Source organism: Euzebyales bacterium (assembly GCA_035461305.1).
GTDB lineage: Bacteria > Actinomycetota > Nitriliruptoria > Euzebyales > JAHELV01 > JAHELV01.
The window spans coordinates 1-23903 of sequence record DATHVN010000012.1 but is presented as its reverse complement, the minus strand read 5'-3'; the positions used below and the strand labels follow the sequence as shown (position 1 = coordinate 23903).

The window sequence follows — 23903 nt, the reverse complement described above, 5'->3', positions numbered from 1 at the left end:
CAGCCCGGGTCGATCACCCCGCACACCAGGTTCGAGGCCCAGGTGTATGTCCTGGGCAAGGACGAGGGTGGCCGGCATACGCCGTTCTTCAACAACTACCGGCCGCAGTTCTACTTCCGGACGACGGACGTGACGGGCAGCGTGGAGCTGCCGAGTGGGGTCGAGATGGTCATGCCTGGTGACAACACCGAGATGACCGTGGAGCTCATCCAGCCGATCGCGATGGAGGAGGGGTTGCGGTTCGCGATCCGTGAGGGCGGCCGCACGGTCGGCGCTGGCCGGGTGACGAAGATCCACGAGTGACGTTCCGGTGGTCGTCGGTCAGCGCTCCGCCTCCAGCCCAGCAGGGGACCCCGTCCTCGCCTGGGGCTCCGACACTCCGAGTCGGCTGAGCCTCGGAGCACGAAACCCTTCGGCCGTTGTCGTCTGCGAACGCCCGGTCCGCGGCATGCAGGGTAGGGAGCCCTCGCGGGCCGCGAAGCAGTGGGAGGGTCTACACGGTGAGGTCGGCCAGGGCGTGGAGTTGCGAGAGGTCGGCGGCCATTGGCCACAGGCAGACTTCCTCGACGCCGACGTCGGCGTAGGACTGCACTGCCTCGGTGATGGCGTCGGGCGTGCGGAGCACGCTGCCGTAGACCTGCTCGGCGAAGGCCGAGCCGCCGAAGCCGTAGTAGCTGGTGACGTTGCGACGCACCTCGTCGTGGACGTCACCCAGGGCGAAGTAGCGGACGCCGAGTAGTCGTGGCGCCGGCCGGCCGGCGGCGTCGGCGACGTCGCGGACCTGGTCGTACAGCCGCGCGACATGCTCGGCGGGCGCAGGTGGCGCCAGGTACCCGTCCGCGCGTCGGCCGACGCGACGCAGCGCACGGGACCCACCGCCGCCGAGGATGATCGGTGGGCCGCCCTCGGTGAAGGGCGCGGGGCCGATCGGTTGGTTCGCGCCATCAACAGGCTCGCCGCGCCATGTGGCGCGCAGCGCGTCGATCTGCGCGTCGAACAGCGCGCCCCGCTGATCGAAGTCGCGATCCATCACCACGAAGTCGTCGCGCCGACCCCCGACACCCATGCCCAGGCGGAACCGTCCCTCGGCGATGTGGTCCAGCGTCGCCACCTGCTTGGCGAGCAGGGCGGGCTGGCGCGGGGGACCGACCATCACCGTCGACATCAGCGCGATCCGCTCGGTGACCGTCGCGGCAGCAGCGAATGCCATGAGCTCTTCGTGCGTGTCGAACACGATCCGGCCGATCGCGCCCAGGACCGCGAAGCCGCGTTCCTCTGCGGCGACGGCCCAGTCGACGAGTGCCCGTCCCCGTACGCCTGCCAGCGCGTTCGGTAGTCCGATGCCGATGTCCATCGATGATCGTCCCCTGCCGCGTTCGCGATCGTCAGTGTGACCGTAGCCGCACGACAGCGATCGGAGCGCGAACCGGCTCAGGAGGTTTCCTCGCGGGCGTCGGGACGACCGCGGTCGCGACGGTCAGCGAGCGATGCGGCTGCCTCCCCGATCCACCGGTGGACCGACGACGCCTGCGCGAAGGGGGCGGTGACGACGTCGGCGTCGCGCGTGCTGATCGTCGCGCATACCGTCACCAGGGCAGGTGTGCGGGCTTGCACGGAGGGGGTTAGGCTTGCAATCCTGACGGCCGTCGGGACCGTCTCCACATCTCGTGCTCCGCTGTCCGCGGTGCGGGGCCCATCGGAAGAGAGCTATGCCCAAGAGCGACACGCGCCCCAAGATCACGCTTGCCTGCACCGTGTGCAAGGAGCGCAACTACATCACGACGAAGAACCGCCACAACCAGCGGGAGCGCCTCGAGCTGCGCAAGTACTGCCCCCGCTGCAACCAGCACCAGCCGCACCGCGAGACGCGGTGACGTCGCCGCGCACCGCGGTAGCTCACAACGACACGCCCGACCGGTCCCGCATTCACCACCCCGTCATCCTTCCGGGTCTTGGCGGGGTGTTGTCGGCCCTGCACACTGTCGACAACGTGCAGCAACCACCACACGCAACCGTAGGCACCAGGAGGATCATTGGCTGAACGACTCGCCACGAACATGGAGATCCGCGCAAAGGAGGTGCGGCTGATCGGTCCCGAGGGCAAGCAGGTCGGCATCGTCCCGCTCAAGATCGCCATCGACGCGGCCAAGGCACTCGACCTCGACCTCGTGGAGGTCGCACCCAATGCCAGCCCACCTGTGGCAAAGGTCATGGACTACGGCAAGCACCTCTACGAGCAGGAGCGCGCGGAACGCGAGGCCCGCAAGCAGCAGCGTGGCGGGGGTCAGAAGGCGATCCGCCTGCGCCCCAAGATCGACGACCATGACTTCGAGACCAAGGTGCGTCAGGCCCGCAAGTTCCTCGAGGAGGGCCACTCGGTCCGCGTGCAGATCATGTTCCGCCGGCGCGAGTTGCGCCGGCCGGAGATGGGCGTCCGTCTGCTCGACCGCTTCGCTGAGGAGCTGTCCGATGTGGGGCAGGTCGAGACACGTTCGCCGATGGAGGGCCGCTTCATCACGATGGTCCTCGGCCCCAGGTCCGCCCGCAGCTGACGCAACGGCCGATGCCGCTGAACGCCGACCGCGTCGGCCACAGCTACCCCCCTTACCGCTTCGAGGTGGGGCGGGAGCACGTGCGTGCGTACGCGGCGGTGACCGGTGTCGTCGACGGCCGCTACCACGACGACGCACCCGACGCCGACGCGGAGGGCCTGGCGGTGCCACCCGCCTTCGTCGCCTGCATCACAGGTGCCCAGGCATGGATGCGGGTCATGGACGACCCGGAGCTCGCGGCACACGATCGCGTCATGCACGGGGGGCAGGAGCTGGCGTTCTCGGCGCCGGTACGCGTCGGCGACACGCTCGTGTGCACGCCGCGCATCGGCGACCTGCGGTCACTGCGTGGGATGGAGCTGCTCACCGTCGGGGTCGCGTGCACCAGGACCGACGGCACGCCGGTCGTGACGAGCAGCTCACGGCTGGTCTTCATGCCGGAGGCGGGCTCGTGAGCGACCTGCAGCCCGGTGACCAGTTGCCGCAGCGCAGCGTCACCCTCGACCAGGAGACGCTGATCCGCTACGCGGGGGTCAGTGGTGACTTCAACCCCTTGCACTGGGACCCGGCGTTCGCGGCGACGCTCAGCCCCACCGGCGGTGTGATCGCGCACGGGATGCTGAGCATGGGGCTGCTGTCGGCGTTGTTGACCGACTGGCTCGGTGACGCGGGCCGGGTGCGCAGCATGTCGTGTCAGTTCCGCGCCGCGTGCCCGGTGGGCGCGACGGTCACGCTCGGTGGCGACGTCACCTCGGTCGACGACGACGCGGGCACCGCGACGCTCGCGATCTGGGTGCGTCTGGAGGACGGGTCCAAGGTGATCGACCAGCGCACCTCGCGCGCGGTCGTCACGCGCTGACCGCCGACGGCGAGGCGCACCCCCCGTGAGGTGTCCGGGTGTCGGGCCTGCCGACCACCCGGGCGCCGGTTGTCAGCGCGAACACGTGGGGGCTAGACTTGCCGGACAGCGCTGCCCTGAGGTTCGGGAGCGTTCTTCGACACCCCGGTCCGGTCTGTACCGGTTCTGCGGTGTCGCACAGGGGCGTAGCTCAACTGGCAGAGCGTCGGTCTCCAAAACCGAAGGTCGGGGGTTCGAGTCCCTCCGCCCCTGCCAGACGCACCGTCCCGACCCGCGCGGGCCGGGCCACAACCAGCCCGAGGAACGGACACGAGAACACATGCAAGCCAAGAGTGCCGACACGAAAGGCGAACACCGCCGGATGGACGCGTCGTCGCGCCCTCGTCGCGACCGCACCTCCGTCGCGCAGTTCCTGCGCGAGGTTCGTCTTGAGCTGCGCAGGGTAAACTGGCCGTCGCGACGCGAGGTGGTGTCCTACAGCCTCGTCGTGCTCGTGGCCGTGAGCCTCCTCACGTTGTTCGTCGCCCTGATCGATCAGCTCTTCGGTCAGTTCGTCCTGCGGGTGTTCGGATGAGCGACACACCACGGACCGAGGCAGAGCAGGCCGACACCGAGGTGTTCGATCCCGCTCCGGGTGTCGCGGACGACGTCGACGCCGACAGTCAGGACGCGGTCGCCGACGTGCGCCAGGAGGCGGAGGCCGACGCCCCCGTCGACTACAGCGAGGCGTCGCAGGACCAGGACGAGCGGGTCGCCGAGGCACTCGCCGAGGCTACCGAGTCACCCGAAGCGCAGGCGGCGGCAGATCCCACGTTCACCGCGCCGACCGCTGAGCCGTACACCGAGGCGTCCACCATCGTCGATGACGCGCAGAGCGGTGGGACGGTGCCGTCGCCACCCGACCCCGAGGGGTTCGACGACGCCGTCGCAGACCTGTCCCACGGACCCGAGGAGGTCGAGGTCTCCGAGGCCGACGACTTCGAGGACCTGCTGTCGGCCGCAGGTGCCGACGACGACGGGTCGCGTCCCGAGGCAGACGCCGAGGCGGCCGACGCGAGCGTCGACGAACGGGCGACAGGCGAGGTCGCGGATGCCGCCGTTGCGGGCACCGAGACAGAATCGGAGGAGGACGGTGCACCGGCCGAGCAGGCCAACGGCGCCGCCCCCACCGTGCCGTCGCGCGCGGACTTCCGGCGCCTGCCGGGCGACTACTACGTCGTCCACACCTACTCGGGCTACGAGCAGCGCGTGAAGGCGAACCTCGAGAACCGGATCACCTCCATGAACATGGAGGACCAGATCTTCGAGGTCATCATCCCGACCGAGGACGCCGTCGAGATCAAGGGCGGCAAGAAGCAGAACGTCAAGCGCAAGGTCTTCCCTGGCTACGTGCTCGTGCGGATGGACCTCGACGACGACTCGTGGTACGTGGTCCGCAACACGCCCGCGGTCACCGGGTTCGTCGGTCCACCCGGTGCGCGTCCTGTGCCGTTGTCGTACCGCGAGGTCGAGGCGATCCTGGCTGAGCCCGAGGAGGGCGAGACGGCGGTCGTCACCAAGGTCGACTACGAGGTCAACGAGAACGTCCGCGTGACGTCGGGACCGTTCGCCGACTTCACGGGGACGATCAGCGAGATCAACGCCGACGCCAGCAAGCTGAAGGTGCTCGTGTCGATCTTCGGTCGCGAGACGCCGGTCGAGCTTGGCTTCGACCAGGTCGCGAAGCTGTAGGCGCGAGACCTCCGCGACCGGACCACGGCACGATCGCCCCTCGGCGCACGGACCGACGCGCCGCGGGGGCACAATCCAAGGAACGAACACTCATGGCAAAGAAGCTGCTGGCCAGGCTCAAGTTGCAGATCCCTGCAGGGCAGGCCACACCGGCGCCGCCGGTCGGGAACAACCTCGGCCAGCACGGCGTCAACATCATGGAGTTCTGCAAGGCGTTCAACGAGCGGACCCAGTCGCAGGCCGGCGACGTGGTGCCCGTCGAGATCACCGTCTTCGAGGACCGCTCCTTCACCTTCGTCACAAAGACCCCGCCGGCCGCGAGCCTGCTGCTCAAGGCGGCCAAGGTCGAGAAGGGTTCGGGCGAGCCGAACCGCACGAAGGTGGGCTCGGTGTCCCGGGACGCGGTCAGGGACATCGCCGAGCGCAAGATGGCCGACCTCAACGCCATCGACATCGACGGCGCGATGAGGATCATCGAAGGGACCGCGCGGTCCATGGGGCTGCGCGTCGAGTGAGCGCACCGGGTGTGACGGGTTGGTCATCAGGGCTCCGGACCTCACCCGCCCACCCTCCAAGGTCGTCCGCCCCGATGACCGAACCTCGGGTCTGAAGACCGAAACACCAGGTGGGAGGGTCCGCCGGACCCGCATGCACCACGGGGAGACGTAGCAATGGCACGTGGGAGGAAGTATCGGGAGGCCGCCGCGAAGGTCGAGGCGGACCGGATGTACAGCCCGAGCGCCGCGATGCGGCTGGTCAAGGAGACGGTGACGACCTCGTTCGACCCCACCATCGACGTGGCGGTCAGGCTCGGAGTCGATCCCCGCAAGGCCGACCAGATGGTCCGCGGCTCGGTGAGCCTGCCGCACGGCACGGGCAACGAGGTCCGCGTCGCGGTGTTCGCCGAGGGCGCGCAGGCCACGGCCGCCGAGGAGGCCGGTGCCGACATCGTGGGCAGCGACCCGATCATCGAGATGATCGAAGCCGGTGACCTCGACTTCGACGCGGTGATCGCCACGCCCGACCAGATGGGCAAGATCGGTCGCTACGGCAGGGTCCTCGGTCCCCGTGGCCTGATGCCGAACCCCAAGTCGGGCACCGTGACCACCGACGTCGCGACCGCGGTCCGCGAGGTCAAGGCGGGCAAGATCGAATACCGCAACGACCGGCAGGGCAACGTCCACGTCGTCGTCGGCAAGGGCTCGTTCGAGCCCCGTGCCCTGGTCGACAACTACGCGGCTGTGCTCGAGGAGCTCGTGCGGCAGCGGCCGGCGGCGGCCAAGGGCCGCTACCTCCGGTCGATCACCGTGTCGGCCACCCAGGGGCCGCCGATCCCCGTCGACCCGCAGCGCACGCGCAACCTCTGGGAGGAGGACGACGGCTGACGCCCGCCGGTTCCGCGGTGCGTGTCCCGGCACCGTGAGGCCATCGCGTCACCCGGGCGCGCCTGCCCGGTGCGTCAATTGCACGGCCGGCGCACGCGCCGCATACTTGGCTGCCCAGCGGAGGCGCTCGGCTGGTGTCCGCCGCCATCCGCGGGGGCGCCGTCGGACTGAGGCGGGTGCGGGATGGGTCGTACGGTCGGACGCCACGTGCTGCACGCGCGTGTGCTTCGGGACGCGGTCAGCGACGTGTGGTACGCGCGCGACGCCGAGCGTCCGAACCAGCAGGCCATCGTTCGCCTGATCGATCTCGACGTCGCGCCCATCGAGTCGCTGGAGGCGTGCCTCGCTGAGGCCCGCGCCGCGTCGGACGTGCTGCACGGCAACGTGGTGCGCGTGCACACGGTCGGTGACGTCGCGGACCCGTTCGTGCTGTGCCGCTTCGCGCGAATCACGCCACTGGCGTCCGAGTTGTCTGAGCGGTGGACGGTCGCCGACGCGATCAGCATGCTGGGGCCCATCGGGGACGCGCTCGACGCTGCCGCCGACGCCGGGATCCCCCATGGCGCCGTGCACCCGCGCTCGCTGTGGATCGAGGACCGTCGCGCAGTGGGACGACCGCGCAGGATCGTCGTCTCGGCCTTCGGCCTGCACCACCTGCTCGCCTCCGTCGCGGCCCGGGACCGTCACCGGCCGCCGCCCGACGACTTCCTGTACGTCGCGCCGGAGCTGCTGCGGGGGGCGTCGCCGACGAACCGCAGCGACCAGTACGCGCTGGCCGCCGCGGTCCACCACGCGGTGAGTGGCCGGCCGCCGTTCGAGCGTCCGACCCTGGCGGCGTTGTTCGGCGCGCACCTGTTCGCGCAGCCGCCGGGCTGCCAGGGTGTGGATCGGGACGCCGCGGAGGAGTTCGACGCGATCCTTGCGCGTGCGCTGGCCAAGGACCCCGATGACCGCTTCGAGCGGTGCGATGCCTTCGTCACCGCGCTCGAGCGGTGGCTCGACGCGACGTCGGACGGCTCATGGGCCGCTGACCGGACGCGGCCGGCCGATCCGAGGGCGCTGCCGGTCCAGGTGCTCGACCCGCGGCGGCGGCGTGTCCCCGTGCGAGCCGCCGCGGCTGCCGTCGCCGTCGCGGGCGTCCTGGCACTCGGTCTCGCGGCGGCGGCGGTCACACGCGACCCGGTGCCCGCGGCGGAGCCAGCGGCGGCGGTCACACGCGACCCGGTACCCGCGGCGGAGCCGGCGTCGAGCGCGGCCGACCAGGTGGCGGCCCCCGCGCCCGCGCCGAGGCGCCCGACGTTCGCGGCTCCGGCCGTGCGGTGGCAGGTGCAGCTCGACGGACGCCCGACCGCGCTGAACGTCGCGCCGGCGGGCCTGGTCGTCGAGTCGCGTGGGCCCGCAACGGTCGTCGATCCGGCGACCGGTGAGGTGCGGGGTGACCTGCCCGTGGACGGCGACGGCGTTGTGGCGGGGGAGGGGCAGTTCGTCACGGTGGCCGACGCCGGTCTGCGATCGGTGGACGTCGCGGACGGCTCGGTGACCTGGGAGGCCCCGGTCACGCCCGCGTCGACGCCGACGGCGTTCGACGACACCGTCTACGGGATCAGTGACGCCGACGTGCCGCAGCTGATCGCGAGGGATGCGGGGTCGGGCGAGCAGCTGTGGGCCTTCCCGCAGGACGAGTCGGTCTTCCCGGCGGACACCGCGGTCGCGGCGGAGGACGACTTCGTGTACCTCGCCGACGACAGCACGGTCTACGGCATCCTGCCGACGGGCGCGACGGCCGGCGTCGACACGCCCCTGATCGACGGGACCGAGCCAGCGCCCGAGCCGCTGTGCCTCTGGCGTCACGAGGTCGACGACCAGCTGTGGGCCGGGTCCCTGGTCGTGGTCGACGGCGGAGTCACGGTGGCCAGCAGGTCCGGCACGGTCTGTCTGCGACATCATGTCGACGGGGTTCCCGCCTGGTGCGTCCCCGTCGACGGTGTGGCCGACATGCAGCCCATGATCCACGACGCCGGCGACCGTGTCGTCGTCGTGACCAGGGCGGCCGTGACGGCACTGGACGCCCGCACCGGCGAGCGGGTCTGGCGGCAGCCGGGACCGTGGCGGCACACCGTCCGCGACGCGGACCGGCTGGTCGCGATCGAGGGCGGCGGCGGGTTGGCGATGGTCTCGCTGGTGACCGGCACCGTCCGCCGTCCAGTCGACACGGCCGTCGGACGCGACGCGTTGCTCGCCGTCGACGGCGACATCGTGTACGCCGCGCGGCGCGACGGCACCCTGTTCAGCCTCCGGGTGCCGAGCGGGCTCGACTGAGCCACGGGAGGTCACCCGGCACTGATCGCCTCGACGGTGCTGGTGGCGATCTCGAGCTCCTCGTCGGTGGGCACCACGAGGACCGCGACGGCGCTGTCAGAGGTGCTGATGACCTTCGCCGACGCGGCGTTGGCGTCGTCGTCCAGGGCGATCCCGAGCACGCCGAGGTCGGCGCAGACCCGTGCGCGGACGCCGGGGGAGTGCTCCCCGATCCCTGCGGTGAAGACCAGCGCGTCGAGCGCGCCCAGGGCCGCCGTGTAGGCGCCGATGTACTTGCGGATGCGGTAGCAGAACACGTCGAGCGCCAGCCGCGCGCGCGCGTCGCCCTCCCCGGCCCGTGCCTCGATCGTCCGCAGGTCGTTGTCGCCACACAGCCCGACCAGCCCGCTGGCGGTGTTGAGCGCGTGTTCGATGTCGGCCGGCGCCATGCCCGTCGACCGCCCGACGTGGAACACGATCGCCGGGTCGAGATCCCCGCTGCGGGTCCCCATGACCAACCCCTCGAGCGGGCTGAGCCCCATCGATGTGTCGATGCTGCGCCCGAGTGCGACGGCGGCCATGCTCGCGCCGTTGCCGAGGTGCGCGGTGATCAGTCGCAGGTCGGTCAGCTCGCGCCCGAGCACCTCGGCGGCGCGGCCGGCGACGTGGGCATGGCTGGTGCCGTGCATCCCGTAGCGCCGGACGCTGTGGTCGGTGTACCAGGACTCCGGGACGGCGTAGCGGTACGCCATCTCCGGTAGCGCCGCGTGGAACGCCGTGTCGAACACGGCGACCTGCGCGACGTCGGGCCACAGCTCGCGCGCGACCTCGATGCCGGTCAGGTTCGCGGGGTTGTGCAACGGGGCGAGCGCGACGAGCGCGTCGATGCCGGCAACCACGTCGTCGTCGATGACCGTCGGCTCGCGGAAGCGGTCACCGCCGTGGACGACCCGGTGGCCGATGGCGGTCACTTCGCCCTCCAGGCCGCCGGCGCGCAGCGCGTCGACGACGGCGCGCAGCCCCTCGCCGTGGTCGGCGACCGCGTCCTGCGTGCTGTCCTCTCGCCAGTCGCCGTCGACGATACGGCCGTGCGTGAGCAGGGCGTCGCGGTGGCCGATGCGTTCGACCAGACCGCGGGCCAGCCGCCGTCCGGCGTCGACGTCGATCAGCTGGTACTTGATCGATGAGCTGCCACTGTTGAGGACGAGGACCGCCCTCATCACCGCTCCTGGGCCTGGACGGCCGTGATCGCGACGGTGTTGACGATGTCGGTGACGGTGCAGCCGCGGGACAGGTCGTTGACCGGCTTGTTCAGGCCCTGCAGGACCGGCCCGATGGCGACCGCGTTGGCGGAGCGCTGGACCGCCTTGTAGGTGTTGTTGCCCGTGTTGAGGTCCGGAAAGATGAACACGGTCGCGTGGCCGGCCACCTCGCTGCCAGGCAGCTTGGCGTGCGCCACGGCGGCGTCCACGGATGCGTCGTACTGGATGGGGCCCTCGATCTTGAGGTCCGGGCGCCGTGCGCGTGCCAGCGAGGTCGCCTCGCGGACCCGTTCGACGTCCTCGCCGGTGCCCGACGTCCCGGTCGAGTACGACAGCATCGCGACGAGGGGCTCCACCCCGAACTCGGCGGCCGTCTGCGCGGAGCTGATCGCGATGTCCGCCAGCTGCTCCGCCGTCGGGTTCGGGTTCACGGCGCAGTCCCCGTACACCAGCACCCGGTCCTCCAAGAGCATGAAGAACACGCTGGAGACCACCGTGACGTCCGGGCGGGTCTTGATGAACTCGAAGGCGGGCCGGATCGTGTGGCCGGTGGTGTGCGCCGCCCCCGACACCATGCCGTCGACCGCACCGGCCGCGACCATCATGGTGCCGAAGTAGCTGACGTCGGCCATCAGATCGTAGGCCTGCTCGCGTGTGACGCCCTTGTGTCGGCGCAGTTCGTGGTAGCGGTCGGCGTAGTCGGTGCGCTCGGCCGCGGTGACCGGGTCGATGACCGGTGTGTCCGACAGGTCCAGGCCGAGCGTGTCACACCGTGCCCTGACCTGGTCGGGGTCGCCGAGCAGCACCAGGTCCGCGACGTCTCGTCGGCGCAGCAGCTGCGCGGCGTGCAGCACCCGGTCGTCGGTGCCCTCGGGCAGGACGATGCGCTGGCGGGGCGCCCGTGCGCGTTCCATCAGCTCGTAGGTGAACATCAGCGGCGTGACGCGGTCGGACCGGGCGACGGCGACGCGGTCGGCGAGCGCCGCCACGTCGACGTTGTTCTGGAACAGGCCCAGGGCGGTGGCGATCTTGCGCTCGTTGTCCGCGCGGACCCGACCGCGCACCCCGCCGACCCGCGATGCGGTGGTGTAGGTGTCGTCGTCGACCTGCAGCACCGGCATCGCAGTGTCCGCCAGCAGGCGGTCGACCTGGGGCGCCGGCTCCAGCCCACCGGTGAGCACCAGCCCTGCGACCGTCGGCACGGCCTGGCTCAGCCGGCTGACCAGCGACGCGAGGATCACGTCGGACCGGTCACCGGAGGTGATGATGAGCGCGCCGTCGACCATGTGGTCCAGGAAGTTGGGCACGCTCATCGCCGCGACCTTCACCGACGAGATCTCCTGCTCGTCCTCGAGCGCGTGCCCGTGGATCTCCTCGGCGTCCAGCGCCTCGGCGATCTCGGTGATCGTCGGCATGCCCAGGCGCGGGTCGTCGGGGATCAGCCAGAGCGGAGCGTCGCCCTTCTCGGTCTCTGCGGCGAGCGCCCCACGGGCGGCCTCGAGTACATCGCCCGGGACGCGGTTGACGATCGTTGCGGCGACGACCGCTCCTTCCGTGCGCAGCGACTCCCATGCCACGTGCACGCCCGCCGTGATGTCCTCGGCGGTGCGGCCCTGCCCGCTGACCAGCGCGAGGACGGGTGCACCGAGGTGGTTGGCCACGGCCACGTTGAAGTCGAACTCGAACGCCGTCGCCACGCCGGTGAAGTCGGTCCCATCGCACAGCACGAATCCGCATCGCCGTTCGACGGCCTTGTAGGCGTGCAGGATCCCCGTGAAGACCTCGTCGCGCTTGCCGTCGGCCAGCAGGCGCTCGACCTCGGGCGCCGTGAACCCGTACATCTCCTCCGGTTCGAGGTCGAGTCGGTAGCGGTCGTGCACCAGAGCGATCCGGGGATCGGTGGCGGCGTCCGCGCCGATCACGGGCCGGAAGTAGCCCACGTCGTCGGTCCGGGTCGACAGCATCTCCATCAGCCCGAGCGTGATCAGCGACTTGCCGCTGTCAGGCTCCAGCGATGCCAGGTACAGGCTGGTGGCCATCTACGTACGCCTTTCGATCAGACAGCACGACGGCCGGCACCCATTGCATGCCCGCTGCGCCGCATTGGAACCATCGGGTTGCAGCGTCACCGCAGTGGCACCACGCGGGGACGAGCGAACCGACCTGCCTTCTGTGACTGTGCACGTCAGGGGGCTGGCCGCTACACTGCTGCGTCAGCCGCAGACCGCTCGGTTTCGCTTCCAGCGACGAAGAGGCCCCAGGCCGGCCAGCGCAGGCAGGACGAGCGCACCCCTTCGCGCCACGTGCATGCCTCCGGTCCGCGGGGCTTTCTTCATCCGCACGCACAGCCGAGGAGCGCGTCCATGCCACGACCTGAGAAGGTCGCCTTCGTCGACGAGGTCAGCCGGCGCCTGACCGACTCGACCGCGGCGGTGCTGACCGAGTACCGCGGACTGTCGGTCGATGACCTCGCCGAGCTGCGCGCCAGGCTGCGTGAGAGCGACGCCAGCTACCGGGTGGTCAAGAACACGCTGACGCGGCTCGCCGCACGTGATGCCGGGTTCGACATCCCCAACGACCTGCTGGTCGGCCCCACCGCGATCACCTTCTGCGCAGGCGACCCGGTGGCCGCCGCGAAGGTGCTGCGCGCGTTCTCCAGGGAGCATCCCGAGCTGGTCATCAAAGGTGGCGTGCTCGACGGACGCGTGCTCGACGCCGCCGAGACCACCCGGCTCGCGGACCTCGAGTCCCGCGAGCAGCTGCTCGCCAGGTTCGCCGGCCTGATGCAGGCGGTCGTCGCGCAGCCCGCTCGGCTGGCGCAGGCCAACCTCTCCAAGCTCGCCCGCCTCTTCGCCGCGCTGCAGGACAAGAAGGCCGAGGAGCCGCAGGACGTGGCGGCGGCGGTCGAGGCCGACGCGGCCGAGGAGGCCGACGCGCCCGACGACAGCACCGACGAGGCGGCGGACGAGACCGTCGCGTCCGACGACGAGTAGCCCTCACAGATTCCGGTCAACCACCAGCGATCCAGGAGCACGACCATGGCAAAGATGTCAACCTCCGACCTGCTCGACGCGTTCAAGGAGATGACGCTGCTCGAGCTGTCCGACTTCGTGAAGCAGTTCGAGGAGGAGTTCGACGTCACTGCGGCGGCCGCTCCGGTCGCCGTCGCGGCGCCGGGCGCCACCGCGGGTGGTCCCGAGGAGGCCGCCGCCGAGGAGCAGACCAGCTTCGACGTGGTCCTCACCTCCGCCGGCGACAAGAAGATCCAGGTCATCAAGGAGGTCCGCACGCTGACCAGTCTGGGCCTGCGTGAGGCCAAGGACCTGGTCGACAGCGCCCCCAAGCCGGTGCTCGAGGGCGTCGAGCGCGAGCAGGCCGACGCCGCCAAGGAGGCACTCGAGGGTGTCGGCGCGTCGGTCGAGATCAAGTAGCGCGCCCGCCTGTTCCGTTTGTCCGGCGCCTCTGCAGCGCGCCGGCCAGACGGATCGGTGCTACCATCGTTGACGTATGGGTCCGATGATGGCACGCTAGCGGTACGAAACGGGCCCACTGCGCGGAGTGTGCGTGTCGGCCGTCACAATCCCATCCCACCGAGCACCTGACAGCAGTGTAGCCGTGCGCTACACTGCATCTTCGCGCATTTTTTCAGCGACCCGTCGTTGGGGAGCGGTGGGACGCACCTGATTCGGTAGCGCCAGCGGGGATTCCCTCGGCTGGCGTCCACGTACGTTCGCTGCAAGGAGCACGCCTTGTCGACCACCGATCTGCTCGAAGGCCCTGCCGCCGCCCATGGGCACTTTGACACAGGACGGCTGTCGTTCGCCAAACTCAAGGAGCCACTGCCGGTTGATCAGCTCGACCTGGTGGCGATTCAGAGCTCGTCGTTCGACTGGCTGCGTGACCACGGTCTGCAGGAGATCTTCGACGAGATCTCGCCGATCGAGGACTTCACCGGCCAGATGGCGCTGTCCTTCTCGGACCACCGGTTCGAGACCCCCAAGTACGCGGTGGACGAGTGCAAGGAGAAGGACCTCACCTACGCGGCGCCGCTGTTCGTGACCGCGGAGTTCGTCAACCGCTCCACCGGTGAGATCAAGTCGCAGACGGTCTTCATGGGCGACTTCCCGATGATGACCGAGGGCGGCACCTTCATCATCAACGGCACCGAGCGTGTCGTCGTCAGCCAGTTGGTGCGCTCGCCGGGTGTCTACTTCGACACGGCGATCGACAAGAGCACCGGCCGTGACGTCTTCGGCTGCAAGGTGATCCCGTCGCGGGGCGCGTGGCTGGAGTTCGAGGTCGACAAGCGCGGCTACGTGGGCGTGCGCGTGGACCGCAAGCGCAAGCAGCAGGTCACGGTGCTGTTCCGCGCCCTGCGCGGCATCGTCTTCAACGGCGAGACCGGTGAGTACGAGCTGGCGCCGCGCGAGGTGCTCGACGAGCCGGTGCCCGACGAGGAGATCCTGGAGTGGTTCGGCGGCTCGGAGCTGATCGAGCACACGCTGGAGCGTGACAACGTGTCGACGCCCAGCGAGGCGCTACAGGACATCTACCGCAAGCTGCGCCCGGGTGAGCCGCCGACGGCCGAGTCCGCGGGGGCGCTGCTGATCAACCTGTTCTTCAACACCAAGCGCTACGACATGGCCAAGGTCGGGCGCTACAAGGTCAACAAGAAGATCGGTGAGGAGCAGATCCGCCTCGGGCTGGTCGAGATCGACGACGCCAAGCCCCTGGCCCACATGGAGGCGCCGCCGCAGCTGCAGGCCGCCGCCAAGGAGGCCAGCGACCACCGCTCCGTGGCGTTCGTCGTGGGCGAGTCCCGTCCGTCCGCGTTCGGCACGACGCTGACCAAGGAGGACGTGCTCGGCACGATGTCCTACCTGGTGCACCTCGCCGAGGGGCGCGACGGCTACGACACCGACGACATCGACCACTTCGGCAACCGGCGCCTGCGCAGTGTCGGCGAGCTGATCCAGAACCAGGTGCGCATCGGGTTGTCGCGCATGGAGCGCGTCGTCCGCGAGCGCATGACCACCCAGGACGTGGAGGCGATCACGCCGCAGACCCTGATCAACATCCGTCCCGTCGTGGCGGCGATCAAGGAGTTCTTCGGCGCAAGCCAGCTGTCGCAGTTCATGGACCAGACCAACCCGCTGTCCGGGCTGAGGCACAAGCGCCGGCTGTCTGCGCTGGGCCCGGGTGGGTTGTCGCGCGAGCGGGCCGGGTTCGAGGTCCGCGACGTGCACACGTCCCACTACGGCCGCATGTGCCCGATCGAGACGCCCGAGGGCCCGAACATCGGCCTGATCGGGTCGCTCGCGACCTACGCGCGCATCAACGAGTTCGGCTTCGTGGAGACGCCGTACCGTCGCGTGGTCGACGGGGTCGTCACCGACCGCATCGACTATCTGACGGCCGACGAGGAGGACCGTCAGATCATCGCGCAGGCCAACGCGCCGCTCGATGACGACGGTGTGTTCACCGGTGAGCGGGTGCTGTGCCGTGCCAAGGACAACGACGTCCGCGAGGTGCCGCCGTCCGACGTGACGTACATGGACGTCTCGCCACGCCAGATCGTGTCGGTCACGGCCGCGATGATCCCGTTCTTGGAGCACGACGACGCCAACCGTGCGCTGATGGGCACGAACATGCAGGCGCAGGCGGTGCCGCTGCTGACCAGCCGGTCGCCGTACGTCGGCACCGGGCTGGAGGCCAAGACCGCCCGCGACGCCGGCGACGTGGTCGTCGCGGAGGCCAACGGCATCGTCGTGGAGGTCGCCGCGGACCGGATCATCATCAAGTCGCTGGACGACGACCGTCTCGAGAAGCACTTCCTGCGCAAGTTCGAGCGGACGAACCAGGGCACCTGCTACAACCAGCGCCCGATCGTGGAGGAGGGCGACGAGGTGGTGGCCGGCCAGGTCATCGCCGACGGTCCGTGCACCGACACGGGCGAGATGGCCCTGGGTGCGAACCTGCTGGTGGCGTTCATGTCCTGGGAGGGCTTCAACTTCGAGGACGCGATCATCCTGTCGGAGCGCCTGGTCAGGGAGGACGTGCTGACCTCGATCCACATCGAGGAGCACGAGGTCGACGCTCGCGACACCAAGCTGGGGGCCGAGGAGATCACCCGTGACATCCCCAACGTGGGTGAGGAGGTGCTGGCCAACCTCGACGAGCATGGGATCATCCGCATCGGTGCGGAGGTCAACCCGGGCGACGTGCTTGTCGGCAAGGTCACGCCGAAGGGCGAGACCGAGCTGACCCCCGAGGAGCGCCTGCTGCGGGCCATCTTCGGTGAGAAGGCCCGCGAGGTCCGTGACACTTCGCTGAAGGTCCCCCACGGCGAGAACGGCCGCGTGATCGGCGTGCGCACCTTCTCACGCGACGCCGGCGACGAGATGCCCCCGGGCGTCAACGAGCTGGTCCGCGTGTACGTCGCGCAGAAGCGCAAGATCTCCGACGGCGACAAGCTGGCCGGCCGGCACGGCAACAAGGGTGTGATCGCCAAGATCCTGCCCGTCGAGGACATGCCGTTCCTCGCGGACGGCACGCCGGTCGACATCGTGCTCAACCCGCTGGGTGTGCCGAGCCGCATGAACGTCGGCCAGGTGCTCGAGACCCACCTCGGGTGGGTCGCATCGCGCGGCTGGCAGTTCGAGGAGAAACCGGACTGGTTCGATGAGGTCGGCTGGGACGAGAGCCTGATGGAGTCGCCCGGCGACCGGCGCCTGGCCACGCCGGTGTTCGACGGCGCGCGCGAGGCCGAGCTGACGACGCTGCTGAAGAACGCGCGACCCAATGCCGACGGCGACAAGCTGATCGACGCGTCGGGCAAGGCGCAGGTCTTCGACGGCCGCACCGGTGAGCCCATCGATTCGCGGATCGCCGTCGGGTACATGTACGTGCTGAAGCTGCTGCACCTGGTCGACGACAAGATCCACGCGCGCTCCACCGGGCCGTACTCAATGATCACCCAGCAGCCGCTGGGTGGGAAGGCGCAGTTCGGCGGCCAGCGCTTCGGTGAGATGGAGGTCTGGGCGCTCGAGGCGTACGGCGCATCGTACGCGCTGCAGGAGCTGCTGACCGTCAAGTCCGACGACGTGCTGGGGCGCGTGAAGGTCTACGAGGCCATCGTCAAGGGCGAGAACATCCCCGAGCCCGGCATCCCGGAGTCGTTCAAGGTGCTCGTCAAGGAGATGCAGTCGTTGTGCCTCAACGTCGAGGTGCTGTCGGCCGAGGGCAGCCAGATCGAGTTCCGCGACTCCGACGACGACGCCTTCCGCGCCGCCGAGGAGCTCGGCATCGACCTCTCACGTCCCGAGCGCTACGGAGATGAGTTCTCGCTTGGCAGCTAGCGCGTGGTCGCGCCGCTCGTGCGTGGTCGCGGTGGCCGGCACCCCGGCTCTGGCTCCAGCAGGGACCCCGCCCTCGCCAGGGGCTCGGGCACCCCGAGTCGCCTCCGCCGGACCGCCGGGCACCGCTCCACCGCCCAACGGCGAGGGTTCACGCGCCGCCACTGGACCAAGTCACGAATCGACAGACAGAGGACCGATGACCGTCTCGCACGACCAGCCCACGTCTCCGCGCAGTACGGGTGAGCCGGTCCACGCCCACCTCCCGACACGGGTTAGAGGAGCAAGCTGAATGCTCGACGTCAACAACTTTGATGAGTTGCGGATCAGCCTGGCCACGCAGGACCAGGTGCGCATGTGGTCCAACGGTGAGGTCAAGAAGCCGGAGACCATCAACTACCGCACGCTCAAGCCCGAGAAGGACGGCCTGTTCTGCGAGAAGATCTTCGGGCCGCAGCGGGACTGGGAGTGCTACTGCGGCAAGTACAAGCGCGTCCGGTTCAAGGGCATCATCTGCGAGCGCTGTGGTGTCGAGGTCACGCGCTCGAAGGTCCGCCGCGAGCGCATGGGCCACATCGAGCTGGCCGCCCCCGTCACGCACATCTGGTACTTCAAGGGCGTGCCGTCGCGGCTGGGCTACCTGCTCGACCTCGCACCGAAGGACCTCGAGAAGGTCATCTACTTCGCCGCGTACATCATCACCTCGGTCGACGACGAGAAGCGTCACAGTGACCTGTCGACGCTCGAGAAGGAGATCGCAGCCGAGAAGAAGCAGATCGAGCACGACCTCGCCTTCGACCGCGAGCAGATGCTCGGCGAGCTCGAGGACGAGCTCGCCGAGCTCGAGGAATCCGGCGCGCGTGCCGACGCCGTGCGGCGCAAGCGCAAGGAGCTCGAAAAGGGCATCAAGCAGGTCACCGAGGCCGCCGAGAACCGCGTCGAGCGGCTCGACGAGGTGCTCGACACCTTCCGCTCGCTGGTGACCAAGCAGCTGATCACCGATGAGCTGCTGTACCGCGAGCTGCGTGACCGCTTCGAGGACTACTTCACCGGCGGCATGGGGGCCGAGGCCATCCGTGACCTGCTGGCGGCCGTGGACTTCGATGCCGAAGCCGACACGCTGCGCGAGATCCTGTCGGCGGAGGCAGAGAAGCTGCGCGCCGGCAAGCGCAAGTCGCGTTCGCAGAAGGCGACCCGGGCCGTCAAGCGCCTCAAGGTCATCGAGGCGTTCCGCCAGACCACGAACGACCCGACCGCGATGGTGCTCAAGGCCGTCCCGGTCATCCCGCCGGACCTGCGTCCGATGGTGCAGCTCGACGGTGGCCGGTTCGCGACCAGCGACCTCAATGACCTGTACCGGCGCGTGATCAACCGCAACAACCGCCTCAAGCGGCTGTTGGACCTCGGCGCGCCCGAGATCATCGTCAACAACGAGAAGCGGATGCTGCAGGAGGCCGTCGACGCGCTGTTCGACAACGGCCGCCGTGGCCGGCCGGTCACGGGTCCCGGCAACCGCCCGCTCAAGTCGATCTCGGACATGCTGAAGGGCAAGCAGGGGCGGTTCCGCCAGAACCTGCTGGGCAAGCGCGTCGACTACTCGGGCCGGTCGGTCATCGTGGTCGGCCCGGAGCTCAAGCTCCACGAGTGCGGCCTGCCCAAGCAGATGGCACTCGAGCTGTTCAAGCCGTTCGTGATGAAGCGGCTCGTCGACCTGAACTACGCGCAGAACATCAAGAGCGCGAAGCGGATGGTCGAGCGTGCGCGCCCGCAGGTGTGGGACGTGCTCGAGGAGGTCATCAACGACCACCCGGTGCTGCTCAACCGCGCGCCGACGCTGCACCGCCTCGGCATCCAGGCCTTCGTGCCGAAGCTGGTCGAGGGCAAGGCGATCCAGATCCACCCGCTGGTCTGCAAGGCGTTCAACGCCGACTTCGACGGCGACCAGATGGCGGTCCACCTGCCGCTGTCGTCCGAGGCGCAGGCCGAGGCCCGCATCCTCATGCTGTCGAGCAACAACATCCTGTCGCCGGCCGACGGCCGACCGCTGGCGACCGCCAGCCAGGACATGGTGGTGGGCTGCTACTACCTGACGTACGCCGACGACTCGGACGAGGGCGACGAGGCGCGTGACGACCTGGCCAGCCGGATCCGCGACGGCGAGCGCCGGGTGAAGTCGTTCGCCGGGGCCGCCGAGATCGTCATGGGGCTCGACGCCGGCAACGTCGGCCTGCAGGAGTGGATCGTCGTCCGGCTGCGCGACAAGGCGGTCGACGTCCGTGACGCCTTCGACGACGTCGACGAGGAGTCGGTCGCCGACGGTCTGGTGCGGTCGGCGTCGGGCGTGCGCGTCATCACGACGCCTGGTCGGGTGCTGTTCAACGAGGTCCTGCCGGCGGACGTGCCGTACGTCAACGGGCTGGTCGGCTCCAGGCAGCTGGCCGACCTGATCAACCGCTGCGCCGACAACCTGACCCGTGCCGAGACCGCAGATGTCCTCGACAAGCTCAAGGAGATCGGGTTTCGCTACGCGACCCGCGCCGGCGTGACCGTGTCGATCTCCGACATCGACACGCCGCCGCAGAAGGCCGAGATCATCGCCGAGCACGACGAGTTGGCGGCGAAGGTCGAGAAGCAGTTCGCCAAGGGCATCATCACCGCGGACGAGCGCAAGCAGGAGATGGTCGACATCTGGACCGAGGCGACCAACAAGGTCGCCAGGGCCATGGAGGCCAACTTCGACCGGCTGAACCCCTTCTACATGATGGCGAACTCGGGCGCGCGGGGGAACATGACCCAGCTGCGCCAGATCGCCGGCATGCGTGGGCAGGTGGCCAACCCGCGTGGTGAGGTGATCGAGCGGCCGATCAAGTCGAACTTCCGCGAGGGCCTGTCGGTGCTCGAGTACTTCATCGCGACGCACGGTGCCCGGAAGGGTCTGGCCGACACCGCGTTGCGGACGGCCGACTCGGGGTACCTGACGCGCCGTCTGGTCGACATCGCGCAGGACCTGATCGTGCGCGAGGACGACTGCGGCACCGAGCGCGGCATTCCGGTCGTCGTCGGCGAACGCGACTCCCAGTCGCTGTTCGGCCGGATCCTCGCGACCGACGTGTACGTGCCCGGAACCGAGACGCTGCTGCTCGAGCGCGGCACGGAAGTCACCGACGAGGAGGTCAGGCTGCTGCGCCGCGTCCTGCGCGACGGCTTGGACCCCGAGACCGGCGAGCCGCTCGACCACGAGCCGACGCTGGCCGAGAAGACGGTCCGGGTGCGCACGGTCCTCAACTGCGAGGCCCAGCTGGGCATCTGCGTCGAGTGCTACGGACGTGCGCTGGCCGAGGGCCACAAGGTCCAGATCGGCGAGGCGGTCGGCATCATCGCCGCCCAGTCGATCGGTGAGCCCGGCACGCAGCTGACGATGCGGACGTTCCACACCGGTGGGGTCGCGGGTGAGGACATCACCCACGGTCTTCCGCGCGTCGTTGAGCTGTTCGAGGCACGCAGCCCGAAGGGCAAGGCCGAGATCGCGACGCTGACCGGTGACGTATCGGTCGAGGAGACCGACAAGGGCATCAAGATCACCATCGACGACGGCGACGAGACGTCGTCGGTCACGGTGTCGCGGCGCGCGCGCCTGCGCGTTGCCGACGGCGACCACATCAGCGCTGGCGAGATGCTGACCGAGGGGTCGATCGACCCGCACGAGATGCTCGAGGTGCGCGGTGCCCGTGAGGTCCAGCAGCTGCTGGTCCGCGAGGTGCAGGCTGTGTATCGCTCGCAGGGCGTGTCGATCCACGACAAGCACATCGAGCTGATCGTCCGGCAGATGCTGCGGCGCGTGAGTGTGGTGGAGCCTGGTGACACCGAGTTCCTGCCCGGTGAGCTGGTCGATCGGCAGCGGTTCGCCGAGGCCAACCGCGCGATGCTCGACGAGGGCAAGCAGCCTGCCAACGGCCGCCAGATCCTCATGGGCATCACGAAGGCGTCACTGGCCACCGACTCGTGGCTGTCGGCCGCGTCGTTCCAGGAGACGACCCGCGTGCTGACCGAGGCCGCCATCGAGGGCAAGAGCGACTCGCTGGTGGGGCTCAAGGAGAACGTGATCATCGGCAAGCTGATCCCGGCCGGTACGGGGTTGAAGCGATACCGCTCGGTGCGCCCGCTGCCGACCGAGGTCCCGGAGCAGGTCATGACGACCGAGCTGCTGGACCAGTTCGGCGACACCGAGTACTACGAGGCCGACGACGGCTGGACGATGGGAGAGGGCGGCTACTAGCCCTCATACCGTCGCGGCGGGCGCCGCTGCTGCGCCCGCCGCTTTGTGCTGCCGGCCAGCGGGCGCGAGCGGGTGGGGGCTCGGCCACCCTGAGTCATCTGCCCAGGCGTGACACGCGCAGCTTCGCCGTGTCGGTGGCCAGTAGGCGTGAGCGGGGGCTCCGGCACCCCGAGTCACTCTCCGACGAGCGGGTCGCGCAGCTTCGTCGTGTCGGCGGCCAGTAGGCGTGAGCGGGTGGCGCGGTCGAGGAGTCTGCTGACCGGTGTGGTGGGTGTTGCCTCCTGAAATGCGTGCGGGGGGAGGCTGTGGAGTCTGTCGAGCGGTGTATGGGTTGGCTCCCCGGAGCGAGGGCGTCGGTCGCGCGGAGGCGGTCTCAGTCCCTGTCCACACCAGGTCGTCCGGGATACGATGCTGGCGATGGTGGGAACGCAGATCGAGTTGATGCCCCATGAGCGGATGGTGCTCCACGCCCATCCGCACTGGTGGTACTTCTGGAAGCAGGTGGCCGGTGGTGTCGTCCTCCTTGCGGTCTTCATGCTGCGGTATCTGGTCGACGACACGCTGGCGACCGTGCTCGGCTGGGTGGTGGCCGTCGCCGCAGTGATCTGGCTGGCCGACACCATCTACGAGTTCGTCCAGTGGCAGACCACGAGGTTCGCCGTCACCACCGAGCGGGTCGCCTACCAGAACGGGATCATCCGCCGCCGGGGCGTCTCGATCCCGCTCAACCGGATCAACAACGTCAACTTCGACCAGTCACTGATCGCCCGGCTGCTCAACAACGGCATCGTGACCATCGAATCGGCCGGCGAGACCGGTGACTCCGTCTTCGAGAACATCCGTGACCCAGAGCACGTCCGGGGCGTCATCTTCCAGCAGATCGAGGCTGACGAGCAGGCCGATTCGGAGCGCGATGCGGCAGCCTTCGCACAGGTCATGCAGCAGGAGGCCCCGTCCCCCGCATCGTCGACCTTGTCGGCCGAGGAGCGACTCAACCAGCTCAACGAGCTGCGGAACGCGGGGCTCGTCTCCGAGGAGGAGTTCGCCCGGAAGCGCGCGGAGATCCTCAACGACCTGTAGCGTGACGCAACCGGCCGGTGGCGTGACGCCCCCCGTTTCCTGTGTAGGTGGTCGGCCACCGCGGCCGGCCGGCGTGGGCGGGCGGGGAGTGGTGCGGGGAGCGGGGTGGCCAGGGTGCGCCGACTCACGCACGTGACGTTCCGCCAGATACCCGACAACCATGTGCACCGCCCAGGATCGACGGTCCCGCGCCGCGCCGCGGCTGCGCAAGCGCGGCCCCGACAGCGGCCGGCATGGGTCGACGGATCCAGGTGCGGTCGCGTGTCGGTTCCCGTCGTGGGATCGGTTGTCCATGGACCGTACTCCACCACGTCGACCTGTGCGGGTGCGTCCGACACGTGCCAGGTTGGGGCGTCATGCGCATCGGTGGGCACCTTCCGACACGGGATCCGCTCGGCACCGCCGACCGGCTCGGGATCGACGTCATCCAGATCCACGTGTCGTCTCCGCGGACATGGAAGGCGCCGCGGCCCCGGCCGGATGCGGACGAGCTCGCCGCGTCCGGGCGCCTCGTGGCCGTGCATGCTCCCTACCTGTGCAACCCGGCGAGCAGTGATCCGCTGGTCCGGGAACGCACCGAGGTGATGCTGCAGCAGACGCTGGACGCCGCGGCCGACCTCGAGGCCGGTTGCGTGGTCGTCCACGCCGGGCAGGCGGGCGCCGGCGGGCGCGTCGAGGATGCGATCGTGCGCTGGGAGCGTCTGCTGCCTCGGCTGCATGGCACCGTGCCGTTGCTGATCGAGAACACGGCCTCGGGCATGGCGTCGGTCGGGCGCCACGTCGACAGCATCGCCGCACTCTTCGAGGCGCTGCGTGCCTGCGAGGCGGATGTGCGCGTCGGTGCGTGCCTCGACACGGCGCACGCGTTCGCGGCCGGCCCGGCTGCCGAGAAGGACCCCGGTGGCTGGGTCGAGCGGTTCGCGGAGGCGACCGGTGGGGTCGATCTCGTCCACGTGAACGACTCGGCGGCGCCGGCCGGCTCAGGGCGTGACCGCCATGCCAACCTCGGTGCCGGCCTCATGGGGCTCCGGGCGATCGCCGCGATGCTGGCGGCGTCGGGTGCGCCCGCCGCCGTGCTCGAGACGCCGGGATGCGACGAGCGCCG

Annotated in this window: 19 protein-coding genes and 1 tRNA gene; 17 read left to right on the top strand and 3 right to left on the bottom strand. The window is 69.6% G+C overall.

Annotation, left to right across the window (positions count from 1 at the left end; genetic code table 11):
- A partial coding sequence (locus VK923_01250; protein ID HSJ43292.1) for an elongation factor Tu occupies window positions 1-303 on the top strand: 303 nt, incomplete at its 5' end.
- 190 nt (window positions 304-493) lie between these two features.
- On the opposite strand, the gene VK923_01245 is transcribed toward VK923_01250, so the two are convergent.
- Window positions 494-1354, bottom strand: a complete 861-nt coding sequence (locus VK923_01245; GenBank protein ID HSJ43291.1) for an LLM class flavin-dependent oxidoreductase — start codon at window positions 1352-1354, stop codon at window positions 494-496.
- A 355-nt stretch (window positions 1355-1709) separates the two neighbouring features.
- Here VK923_01245 and rpmG point away from each other — a divergent pair, with 355 nt between their 5' ends.
- The 10 genes from rpmG to VK923_01195 all read left to right on the top strand — a co-directional run bounded on the left by rpmG (window position 1710) and on the right by VK923_01195 (window position 8846).
- The gene (gene rpmG / locus VK923_01240; GenBank protein HSJ43290.1) at window positions 1710-1874 is read left to right on the top strand and encodes a 50S ribosomal protein L33; all 165 of its coding nucleotides are present in this window, start codon (window positions 1710-1712) and stop codon (window positions 1872-1874) included.
- Between the two features lie 159 nt (window positions 1875-2033).
- Window positions 2034-2552 (top strand): translation initiation factor IF-3, encoded by a 519-nt coding sequence (gene infC / locus VK923_01235; protein ID HSJ43289.1) that lies wholly within the window; start codon window positions 2034-2036, stop codon window positions 2550-2552.
- A gap of 11 nt (window positions 2553-2563) precedes the next feature.
- Complete coding sequence (locus tag VK923_01230; GenBank protein ID HSJ43288.1) at window positions 2564-3007, top strand: MaoC family dehydratase N-terminal domain-containing protein; 444 nt, start codon at window positions 2564-2566, stop codon at window positions 3005-3007.
- Window positions 3004-3411 carry a MaoC/PaaZ C-terminal domain-containing protein gene (locus tag VK923_01225; GenBank protein ID HSJ43287.1) on the top strand — a complete coding sequence of 136 codons (408 nt, stop codon included), beginning with the start codon at window positions 3004-3006 and terminating at the stop codon, window positions 3409-3411. Before VK923_01230 ends, VK923_01225 begins: the two co-directional genes overlap by 4 nt.
- A 179-nt stretch (window positions 3412-3590) precedes the next feature.
- Window positions 3591-3666 (top strand) — tRNA-Trp (locus tag VK923_01220).
- Window positions 3667-3730: 64 nt separating this feature from the next.
- Window positions 3731-3985 carry a preprotein translocase subunit SecE gene (secE, locus tag VK923_01215; protein HSJ43286.1) on the top strand — a complete coding sequence of 85 codons (255 nt, stop codon included), beginning with the start codon at window positions 3731-3733 and terminating at the stop codon, window positions 3983-3985.
- Window positions 3986-4608: 623 nt separating this feature from the next.
- Complete coding sequence (gene nusG, locus VK923_01210) at window positions 4609-5142, top strand: transcription termination/antitermination protein NusG (protein ID HSJ43285.1); 534 nt, start codon at window positions 4609-4611, stop codon at window positions 5140-5142.
- A gap of 92 nt (window positions 5143-5234) precedes the next feature.
- Complete coding sequence (gene rplK / locus VK923_01205) at window positions 5235-5657, top strand: 50S ribosomal protein L11 (GenBank protein ID HSJ43284.1); 423 nt, start codon at window positions 5235-5237, stop codon at window positions 5655-5657.
- A 156-nt stretch (window positions 5658-5813) separates the two neighbouring features.
- The gene (rplA, locus tag VK923_01200) at window positions 5814-6527 is read left to right on the top strand and encodes a 50S ribosomal protein L1 (protein HSJ43283.1); all 714 of its coding nucleotides are present in this window, start codon (window positions 5814-5816) and stop codon (window positions 6525-6527) included.
- A gap of 183 nt (window positions 6528-6710) precedes the next feature.
- Window positions 6711-8846, top strand: coding sequence for a PQQ-binding-like beta-propeller repeat protein (locus tag VK923_01195; protein ID HSJ43282.1), 2136 nt, complete (start codon window positions 6711-6713; stop codon window positions 8844-8846).
- Between the two features lie 11 nt (window positions 8847-8857).
- Here VK923_01195 and VK923_01190 read toward each other — a convergent pair whose 3' ends face one another.
- Window positions 8858-10045, bottom strand: coding sequence for an acetate kinase (locus tag VK923_01190; GenBank protein ID HSJ43281.1), 1188 nt, complete (start codon window positions 10043-10045; stop codon window positions 8858-8860).
- Window positions 10045-12126 (bottom strand): phosphate acetyltransferase, encoded by a 2082-nt coding sequence (gene pta / locus VK923_01185; protein HSJ43280.1) that lies wholly within the window; start codon window positions 12124-12126, stop codon window positions 10045-10047. Before pta ends, VK923_01190 begins: the two co-directional genes overlap by 1 nt.
- Before the next feature lie 324 nt (window positions 12127-12450).
- Between pta and rplJ the strand changes: the two genes are divergently transcribed.
- From rplJ to VK923_01155, 6 genes are all read left to right on the top strand, one after another.
- On the top strand, window positions 12451-13080 hold the full coding sequence (gene rplJ, locus VK923_01180) for a 50S ribosomal protein L10 (GenBank protein ID HSJ43279.1): 630 nt from the start codon (window positions 12451-12453) through the stop codon (window positions 13078-13080).
- Window positions 13081-13134: 54 nt separating this feature from the next.
- The gene (rplL, locus tag VK923_01175) at window positions 13135-13518 is read left to right on the top strand and encodes a 50S ribosomal protein L7/L12 (GenBank protein HSJ43278.1); all 384 of its coding nucleotides are present in this window, start codon (window positions 13135-13137) and stop codon (window positions 13516-13518) included.
- Window positions 13519-13836: 318 nt separating this feature from the next.
- Window positions 13837-17445 (top strand): DNA-directed RNA polymerase subunit beta, encoded by a 3609-nt coding sequence (locus VK923_01170; protein HSJ43277.1) that lies wholly within the window; start codon window positions 13837-13839, stop codon window positions 17443-17445.
- A 289-nt stretch (window positions 17446-17734) separates the two neighbouring features.
- A complete protein-coding gene (locus VK923_01165) occupies window positions 17735-21718 on the top strand; it encodes a DNA-directed RNA polymerase subunit beta' (GenBank protein HSJ43276.1) in 3984 nt (1327 codons plus the stop codon).
- A 417-nt stretch (window positions 21719-22135) separates the two neighbouring features.
- On the top strand, window positions 22136-22798 hold the full coding sequence (locus tag VK923_01160; protein ID HSJ43275.1) for a PH domain-containing protein: 663 nt from the start codon (window positions 22136-22138) through the stop codon (window positions 22796-22798).
- A gap of 356 nt (window positions 22799-23154) precedes the next feature.
- On the top strand, window positions 23155-23903 hold a 749-nt coding region (locus VK923_01155; protein ID HSJ43274.1), incomplete at its 3' end, for a TIM barrel protein.